This window comes from Pseudomonas sp. NPDC099000 (assembly GCF_044759925.1).
Classification (GTDB): domain Bacteria; phylum Pseudomonadota; class Gammaproteobacteria; order Pseudomonadales; family Pseudomonadaceae; genus Aquipseudomonas.
Genome location: NZ_JBIWAF010000003.1, coordinates 467,069 through 473,710, shown reverse-complemented (window position 1 = coordinate 473,710; position 6,642 = coordinate 467,069). Strand labels below are relative to the sequence as shown.

General features: G+C 57.5%; 6 protein-coding genes. 1 reads left to right on the top strand and 5 read right to left on the bottom strand.

Annotated features, from left to right (window positions below; genetic code table 11):
- The 5 genes from ACIQV9_RS06830 to sdhC all read right to left on the bottom strand — a co-directional run.
- Positions 1-1,323, bottom strand: a 1,323-nt coding sequence (locus ACIQV9_RS06830; protein ID WP_403099557.1) for a thiamine pyrophosphate-dependent enzyme, incomplete at its 3' end; no start/stop codon positions are given.
- Between the two features lie 259 nt (positions 1,324-1,582).
- Complete coding sequence (locus ACIQV9_RS06825) at positions 1,583-2,287, bottom strand: succinate dehydrogenase iron-sulfur subunit (RefSeq protein ID WP_010456852.1); 705 nt, start codon at positions 2,285-2,287, stop codon at positions 1,583-1,585.
- A gap of 11 nt (positions 2,288-2,298) precedes the next feature.
- On the bottom strand, positions 2,299-4,074 hold the full coding sequence (gene sdhA / locus ACIQV9_RS06820; RefSeq protein ID WP_008032662.1) for a succinate dehydrogenase flavoprotein subunit: 1,776 nt from the start codon (positions 4,072-4,074) through the stop codon (positions 2,299-2,301).
- Positions 4,075-4,077: 3 nt separating this feature from the next.
- The gene (gene sdhD, locus ACIQV9_RS06815) at positions 4,078-4,446 is read right to left on the bottom strand and encodes a succinate dehydrogenase, hydrophobic membrane anchor protein (RefSeq protein ID WP_007945134.1); all 369 of its coding nucleotides are present in this window, start codon (positions 4,444-4,446) and stop codon (positions 4,078-4,080) included.
- Positions 4,440-4,814, bottom strand: coding sequence for a succinate dehydrogenase, cytochrome b556 subunit (sdhC, locus tag ACIQV9_RS06810; protein ID WP_033053500.1), 375 nt, complete (start codon positions 4,812-4,814; stop codon positions 4,440-4,442). The genes sdhD and sdhC overlap by 7 nt, the downstream gene beginning before the upstream one ends.
- Positions 4,815-5,177: 363 nt before the next feature.
- Between sdhC and gltA the strand changes: the two genes are divergently transcribed.
- On the top strand, positions 5,178-6,467 hold the full coding sequence (gltA, locus tag ACIQV9_RS06805) for a citrate synthase (protein WP_109628635.1): 1,290 nt from the start codon (positions 5,178-5,180) through the stop codon (positions 6,465-6,467).
- Positions 6,468-6,642: the final 175 nt, after the last annotated feature.

Sequence of the window (6,642 nt, the reverse complement as noted above, 5' to 3'; positions counted from 1 at the left end):
CTGGGTCACGAACAACACGGCTTCCGGATCATCGCCATTCACATGGAGGATCGGCGCCTGGATCATTTTCGCAACGTCGGTCGCGTACTCGGTGGAGCGCGAGTCCAGCGGGTTGCTGATGGTGAAACCAACCTGGTTGTTGATCACGATGTGCACGGTGCCGCCGGTCTTGAAACCGCGGGTCTGCGACATCTGGAAGGTTTCCATCACAACGCCCTGACCGGCGAATGCCGCGTCACCGTGGATGGAGATCGGCAGAACTTTCTCGCCGGTAGGGTCGTTACGACGATCCTGACGGGCGCGAACCGAACCCTCGACCACTGGAGATACGATTTCCAGGTGGGACGGGTTGAAGGCCATCGCGAGGTGAACTTCACCGCCGGTGGTCATCACGTTGGACGAGAAGCCCTGGTGATACTTAACGTCACCGGAACCCAGCTCGACCTTCTTCTTGCCTTCGAACTCGTCGAACAGCTCGCGCGGGTTCTTGCCGAAGGTGTTGACCAGCACGTTCAGACGGCCACGGTGGGCCATGCCGATGACGATTTCCTTGGTGCCGTAGGAACCGGAACGCTGTATCAGCTCGTCGAGCATCGGAATCAGGCTCTCGCCGCCTTCCAGACCGAAACGCTTGGTGCCCGGGTATTTGGTGCCCAGGTATTTTTCCAGACCTTCGCCGGCGGTGACGCGCTCGAGCAGGTGGCTCTTGATGTCGGCGGAGTACGTTGGACGGCCGCGCACGCTTTCCAGACGCTGCTGGAACCACTGGCGCTGCTCGGAATCGGTGATATGCGTAAATTCAGCGCCGATGGTGCGGCAATATGTCTGCTGCAACGCTTCGTGAATTTCGCGTAGGCTCGCCTCCTCTTTGCCGATGAACAGGTCGCCGGCACGGAACGTAGTATCAAGATCGGCATTGGTCAAGCCGTAATGATTGATCGACAGGTCTGCAGGTGCAGGACGCGGCCACAGCCCCCGCGGGTCAAGCTGGGCTGCCTGGTGGCCACGCATACGGTAGGCCTGGATCAATCGCAGCACTTCAACTTGCTTCTTCTCGTGCTCACTGCTCACGCTGCCGGCGGAAACCGGTTGGGCGCGGCGCTGGTTCTTTGCCAGCAAGACGAAATGATCGCGAATTGTGGAGTGCGATACATCGGTGGCAGTGTTGCCGTCAGCAGGCAACTTCTGGAAGTAGGTGCGCCACTCTTCTGGCACAGCGTTAGGGTCGTGCAGGTAGAGCTCATAGAGCTCTTCCACATAGGCAGCGTTACTACCGGATAGGTAGGCGCTGTTCCACATGCGCTGCATCACGCTTTCTTGCATGCTTGGTCACCCTCGGTTAGGGGAACACCACCGGCGTCGACACCGAGCACACTTGCAGAAGTCCGAATGCAGCGACTAAAACAAGCCACTTAGGATCACGCTGATAGTCCGGGTACCAGCCCGGATGCCCCTGCTTGTCTCATTTCTTCAAAATAAGAGCCGCAGCCTTATAAGCTGCTGCTCAGGTTAAGACTACGGCGCCGGTTGAAGCCTGCGCCGTAGCATCTACGGGTACAGCGGTCCTGCAGTTACAGCTGAATCACACGCCGCTTTGCAGCAGCATGTTACGTACGTGACCGATGGCCTTAGTCGGGTTCAGGCCTTTCGGGCAGACGTTGACGCAGTTCATGATCCCGCGGCAGCGGAATACGCTGAACGGGTCATCCAGCGAAGCCAGACGCTCGGCAGTCTTGGTGTCGCGGCTGTCTGCCAGGAAGCGGTACGCTTGCAGCAGTGCAGCCGGGCCCAGGAACTTGTCCGGGTTCCACCAGAAGGACGGGCAAGAGGTCGAGCAGCAAGCGCACAAGATGCACTCGTACAGACCGTCGAGCTTTTCACGCTCCTCCGGGGTCTGCAGACGTTCGATGGCCGGAGCCGGCGTGTCGTTCTGCAGGTATGGCTTAACCTTCTCGTATTGCTTGTAGAAGATGCTCATATCAACGACCAGGTCACGGATAACCGGCAAACCTGGCAGCGGACGAACAATCAGCTTGTTACCTTTTACGACAGAAGACAGCGGCGTAACGCAGGCCAGACCGTTTTTGCCGTTGATGTTCATGCCGTCGGAACCGCAAACACCTTCACGGCAAGAGCGACGATAGGAGAAACCTTCGTCCTGCTCTTTGATCAGGGCCAGCACGTCCAGCACCATCAGGTCTTTACCACCGGTGTCGACCTGGAATTCCTGCATGAACGGCGCAGCGTCCTGATCAGGGTTGTAGCGATAAACACTGACTTGCAACATGGCGGCCACCCTTAATAAGTCCGAATCTTAGGTTCAAAAGTCGGAACAGTCTTCGGCGAGAAGTTCACAGCACGCTTGGTCACGCGCTTGTCACCCGGGAAGTACAGGGTGTGGCACAGCCAGTTTTCGTCGTCGCGGTCTTCGTAGTCTTCACGGGCGTGAGCGCCGCGGGACTCTTTGCGGATCTCTGCAGCGATGGCGGTGGCTTCAGCCACTTCCAGCAGGTTCTGCAGTTCCAGGGCTTCGATTCGAGCGGTGTTGAACGCCTGGCTCTTGTCGTTGATCTTGACGTTGGCGATACGGCCACGCAGATCAGCCAGCTGGGCAATACCCTTCTGCATGTATTCACCGGTACGGAATACACCGAAGTAGTTCTGCATGCAGCTTTGCAGCTCTTTACGCAGAGTGGCGACATCTTCGCCTTCGGTACGCGAGTTCAGGCCATCGAGACGCGCCAGGGCGGCGTCGATGTCGGACTGGCGAGGACGGGCGTAATCAACGCCTTCTTTCAGGGTCTGTTCCAGGAACAGACCGGCCGCACGGCCGAATACCACCAGGTCGAGCAGCGAGTTGCCGCCCAGACGGTTGGCACCGTGAACCGATACGCAAGCCACTTCGCCCACTGCGAACAGACCAGGAATGATCTGGTCGACGCCGTCGGCATCCTGGGTGATTGCCTGACCATGAATGTTGGTGGCAACGCCGCCCATCATATAGTGGCAGGTTGGAACGACCGGAATCGGCGCCACGGCTGGATCGACGTGAGCGAAGGTCTTGGACAGTTCCATGATGCCTGGCAGACGGCTGTGCAGAACTTCTTCACCGAGGTGATCGAGTTTCAGCATTACGTGGTCGCCATCCGGACCGCAACCATTGCCGGCGATGATTTCTTTAACCATCGAACGGGCAACAACGTCACGACCCGCCAAGTCTTTGGCGTTCGGAGCATAACGCTCCATGAAACGCTCGCCGTGCTTGTTGATCAGGTAACCGCCTTCACCGCGGCAGCCTTCGGTAACCAGTACACCGGCGCCGGCGATGCCGGTCGGGTGGAACTGCCACATTTCAATGTCTTGTACCGGCACGCCAGCACGCAGAGCCATGCCGACGCCGTCACCGGTGTTGATCAGGGCATTGGTGGTGGACGAGTAGATACGACCTGCACCGCCGGTCGCCAGTACGGTGGCGTTAGCGCGGACGTAGGAGGTTTCGCCGGTTTCGATGCAGATGACGATCATGCCGACAAAGGCACCGTCTTCGTTCTTCACCAGGTCGACGCCGTAGTATTCGTTGAGGAATACGGTGCCGGCCTTGAGGTTGGCCTGGTACAGGGTGTGCAGCAGTGCGTGACCGGTACGGTCGGCAGCAGCGCAAGTACGGGCAGCCTGGCCACCTTTACCGAAGTCTTTCGACTGACCGCCGAACGGACGCTGGTAGATGCGGCCCTGTTCGGTACGGGAAAACGGCAAGCCCATGTGCTCGAGTTCGAAGACCGCTTCCGGGCCTACGGAACACATGTATTCGATAGCGTCCTGGTCGCCGATATAGTCGGAACCCTTGACGGTATCGTACATGTGCCAGCGCCAGTCATCGTTCGGATCTGCCGAGGCGATGGCGCAGGTGATGCCACCCTGGGCGGATACGGTGTGCGAACGAGTCGGGAAAACCTTGGTAACTACGGCAGTCTTGTGACCACCTTGTGCCAACTGCAGCGCAGCGCGCATGCCAGCACCGCCGCCGCCAATGATGATGGCGTCGAACGAAAGCGTATTAACGGTAGTAGACATGAATCAGATACCCCAGAGAATCTGCACACCCCAGACGAAGTAAGCGAACATCGCAACGCCGCATACTGCCTGGAAAAGGAAACGTATTGCAGTCGCGGACTTGCCGAACGCCATTGGCGTCAGGTAGTCGGTCGCGATGGTCCACATGCCGACCCAGGCGTGAGCGCCGAGGGCAACGAGGGCCAGGAGACTGAAAATACGCATCCAGTTGCTTGCGAACAGTTCATGCCATTGGGCGTAGCCGATGCCAGGGTTGGCGACGACGTATCCGATCAGGAAAATGAAGTAAGCCGCGAGAACGACCGCAGACACACGTTGTGCCATCCAGTCATAGAGGCCCGAACGGGACAGGTTCGTGACGTTAGTTACCATATCCAAACTCCTGCCAGAACGATTACCACCACGGAAACGGCGATAACGATTTTCGAGCCCAGTTTGCCGCCTTCAAGCGACTCGCCGATGCCCATGTCCATCATCAAATGGCGCACACCGGCAACCAGGTGATACAGCAAGGCGGACAGGATGCCCCATGTCACTAGCTTGGCTAGCGGACTGGTCAGACACGCTTTCACCTGACCGAAGCCTTCTTCCGAGTCGAGCGACTTGTCCAATGCATAAAGCATGATGGCCAGGCTGACAAAGAGGATGATTCCGGAGATTCGGTGAAGAATGGACGTGTAAGCAGTGACTGGGAGTTTGATGGTCCTTAGGTCTAGGTTTACAGGTCGTTGGCTATTCACGGCTTTTTTTCACACTGAAGAGCCCCTAACAATCAGGGCAAAGTTGTTGGGGAGTGCACTGGTCAGGTACCCACCACCCAGGGAGTGCGACCCCCAATAAAGCAGGCCCAAAAGCCCCTGGCGGTCGGAGGCCGAGTATAGACAGTTAGGCTACTAATGACAACGCGTTCACCTTCCCCTAATAGCTCATTGCACAAGTTGGATAAAAGGCGTAAATGGCAGGCAATTTCGAGGAAAAAGTCCGGTTAAAGCCTTCTGGAGCAAGACTTTAGGCAAATTGACATTCGAATTTATCTCACTATAGTGGTGCGGGCCCTGCGTGGGGGGTCTGTCTGATGATTTCAAGCATAAATAGGAGGCCACATGGCTGACAAAAAAGCGCAGTTGATCATCGAGGGCGCAGCCCCCGTCGAGCTGCCCATTTTAACCGGCACCGTTGGTCCCGATGTTATCGATGTTCGGGGCCTGACGGCCACGGGCCGTTTCACCTTTGACCCTGGTTTCATGTCGACAGCTTCCTGCGAGTCGAAGATCACCTATATCGACGGCGACAACGGCATTCTGCTGCACCGCGGTTACCCGATCGAACAGCTGGCTGAAAAGTCGGACTACCTGGAAACCTGCTATCTGCTGCTCAACGGCGAATTGCCGACCGCAGAACAGAAGGCCCAGTTCGTCAGCACCGTGAAGAACCACACCATGGTTCACGAGCAGCTGAAGACCTTCTTCAACGGCTTCCGTCGCGACGCCCACCCAATGGCCGTCATGTGCGGCGTAGTCGGCGCCCTCTCGGCCTTCTACCACGACTCCCTCGACATCAATAACCCGCAGCATCGCGAAATTTCCGCGATCCGCCTGGTTGCCAAGATGCCGACCCTGGCAGCGATGGTTTACAAGTACTCCATGGGCCAACCCATGATGTACCCGCGCAACGACCTGACTTACGCGGAAAACTTCCTGCACATGATGTTCAACACCCCGTGCGAGATCAAACCGATCAGCCCGGTGCTCGCCAGCGCCATGGACAAGATCTTCATCCTCCATGCCGACCACGAGCAGAACGCATCGACTTCCACCGTACGCCTGGCCGGTTCTTCGGGTGCCAACCCGTTCGCCTGTATCGCCGCCGGCATCGCTGCACTGTGGGGCCCTGCCCACGGCGGCGCGAACGAAGCTGTTCTGACCATGCTCGATGAAATTGGCGATGTGTCGAACATCGACAAGTACATCGCCAAGGCCAAGGACAAGAACGATCCGTTCAAGCTGATGGGCTTCGGTCACCGGGTTTACAAAAACCGCGACCCACGCGCTACCGTCATGAAACAGACTTGCGACGAAGTCCTGAAGGAACTGGGTATCAAGCACGACAAGCAACTCGAACTGGCCATGCGCCTGGAAGAGATCGCGCTGACCGACCCGTACTTCATCGAACGCTCGCTGTACCCGAACGTCGACTTCTACTCGGGCATCATCCTCAAGGCGATCGGCATTCCAACCAGCATGTTCACCGTGATCTTCGCCCTGGCGCGGACTGTCGGCTGGATCTCCCACTGGAAAGAAATGCTCTCCAGCCCGTACAAGATTGGCCGTCCGCGCCAGTTGTACACCGGCTACGAGTCGCGTGACATCACCAAGCTGGAAGACCGCAAATAAGACCTGTCTTGCGATAACGTCTTAAGTTGTACCGGGAACGGCCTCTATTTGTATAGAGGCCGTTTTTGTTTGTGCTGTCTCAGCGGCCTTAGGGCCGACTGGGTTTTTGGTTGGGTACATATCCGTTTCTGCGGTAACGGCGACTTATGGTTTCGCTCTTACAGCGACTCACTTT